This is a genomic window from Kitasatospora sp. NPDC057518 (genome assembly GCF_042802075.1).
Lineage (GTDB): Bacteria > Actinomycetota > Actinomycetes > Streptomycetales > Streptomycetaceae > Kitasatospora.
The window spans coordinates 1-1,974 of the sequence record NZ_JBHVEU010000750.1 but is presented as its reverse complement, the minus strand read 5'-3'; the positions used below and the strand labels follow the sequence as shown (position 1 = coordinate 1,974).

Here is a 1,974-nt window from a genome sequence, read left to right as displayed (position 1 = left end):
CGCCTGGAGCACTGCTCCTGGCACGGGCGGCACGGGCTTTCTGAGCGCGGGTCAGCTCGCCGCGGTCGACCGCCGCCCCCGCCTGGTAGTCCGCCCTCCCGGCCCGTAACCCTTCATCCCGGTTACACCTATCCTGGGCCGCATGACCGACGCAGCCGACCGCAGCGCCGCCGACGGACCGCCCGCCACCCCGCCCGGGCTGCTCCTCACCACCCCCGGGGGCGGCCGCTTCCACTTCGACCCCGGCGCCCTCTGCCTGGAACTGCTCACCACCGGCGGCCCCGGCCCGTACGCCCGGTACGAGGTGCTGCACCGGCCCGCCGACCTCGCCGCCTGGCTCCCGCCGTCCCGACTGCGACTGCCCGCCGACGCCGTACGGATCTCCCCCGCCCAGCTCGCCGCCGCCCGCACCCTGCGCGACGCCCTCTGGCGCCTGGCCGCCGCCCGCGCCCACGGCGGCCGGGGCACGCCCGCGGACCACGCCGTCCTCAACCGGGCCGCCGAGCACCCGCCGCTGGTCCCCCGGATCGCCCCCGACGGCACCGCGGCCGCCCCGCTGCCCGCCGACGGGGCCCAGCTGGTCTCCACCCTCGCCCGGGACGCCATCGCCCTGCTCACCGGCCCGTACGCGGACCGGGTCCGGGAATGCGGCGCCGACAACTGCCAACTGATCTTCGTCGACACCTCGCGGCCGGGCCGGCGCCGCTGGTGCTCCATGGAGCGCTGCGGCAACCGCCACAAGGTCCGCGCGCTACGCGCCCGCCGGGACTCCGAGGAGGCCCCGCCGACCACCGCCCCCGCCCCCGACTCCGGGCGTACACAGGCTGATCGACCGTCTGAGAGCATGGGCTGATGCGACCGCTGTACTCCGTTCCCCTCGGCATCGCCGCCACCGGCGCCGCCTGTCTCGCCTACTCCGTCGGGTACGAGGTCCGGGCCTTCCGCCTCCGCCGGATCGAGGTCCCCGTCCTCCCGCGCGGCGCCCGCCCGATCCGGGTCCTCCAGGTGTCCGACATCCACATGGTGAGCGGGCAGGGCAAGAAGCAGCGCTGGCTGAAGAGCCTGGCCGGCCTGCGCCCCGACCTGGTGGTCAACACCGGCGACAACCTCTCCGACCCGCTCGGCGTCCCGGCCACCCTCGACGCGCTCGGGCCGCTCATGGAGTTCCCCGGCGTCTACGTCTTCGGCTCCAACGACTACTACGGCCCGGCCCGCAAGAACCCGGCCCGCTACCTCCAGGCCATGCGCAGCGGCGCCCACGGCATGAACAACCCCGACGGCACCGCCCGCCGCGGCATCACCGGCGCCGTCCACAACCCCTGGGAGAAGCTCCGCGACGGCTTCGACGCGGCCGGCTGGCTCGACCTCACCAACACCCGCGGCCGGCTCACCGTGAACGGGCTCGACCTGGAGTTCACCGGCCTCGACGACCCGCACATCCGGCGCGACCGCTACAGCGAGGTCGCCGGCGGCCCGTCCCCCGACGCCGACCTCTCCCTCGCCGTCGTCCACGCGCCCTACCTGCGCGTCCTCGACGCCTTCACCGCCGACCGCTACCCGCTGATCCTGGCCGGCCACACCCACGGCGGCCAGCTCTGCATCCCCTTCTACGGCGCCCTGGTCACCAACTGCGACATCGACACCCGCCGGGTCAAGGGCCTCTCCACCCACACCGCCGGCGGCCACCGCTCCCACCTCCACGTCTCGGCCGGCTGCGGCACCAACCGCTACACCCCCGTCCGCTTCGCCTGCCCCCCCGAGGCCACCCTCCTCACCCTCGTCCCGGCAGCCCGCTGACCCCCACCGGACGCCCGCTCGAAACCGGATTTCGTGTCTCGGCGAGCGTCCGGTAGAGTTCTACTCGTCGCGAAGGAGACGGAGCGACAAACCGCAAGACCGGGGTGTGGCGCAGCTTGGTAGCGCGCTTCGTTCGGGACGAAGAGGCCGTGGGTTCAAATCCCGCCACCCCGACCC

2 protein-coding genes and 1 tRNA gene are annotated in these 1,974 nt (G+C 74.6%); all 3 read left to right on the top strand.

The window, feature by feature from the left end:
* Positions 1–142 precede the first annotated feature (142 nt).
* The 3 genes from ACFU7Z_RS39080 to ACFU7Z_RS39070 all read left to right on the top strand — a co-directional run bounded on the left by ACFU7Z_RS39080 (position 143) and on the right by ACFU7Z_RS39070 (position 1,971).
* Positions 143–853 carry a CGNR zinc finger domain-containing protein gene (locus tag ACFU7Z_RS39080; protein ID WP_380782914.1) on the top strand — a complete coding sequence of 237 codons (711 nt, stop codon included), beginning with the start codon at positions 143–145 and terminating at the stop codon, positions 851–853.
* On the top strand, positions 853–1,797 hold the full coding sequence (locus ACFU7Z_RS39075) for a metallophosphoesterase (RefSeq protein WP_049658238.1): 945 nt from the start codon (positions 853–855) through the stop codon (positions 1,795–1,797). The genes ACFU7Z_RS39080 and ACFU7Z_RS39075 overlap by 1 nt, the downstream gene beginning before the upstream one ends.
* A 100-nt stretch (positions 1,798–1,897) precedes the next feature.
* Positions 1,898–1,971: transfer RNA gene (locus tag ACFU7Z_RS39070), tRNA-Pro, on the top strand.
* Positions 1,972–1,974: the final 3 nt, after the last annotated feature.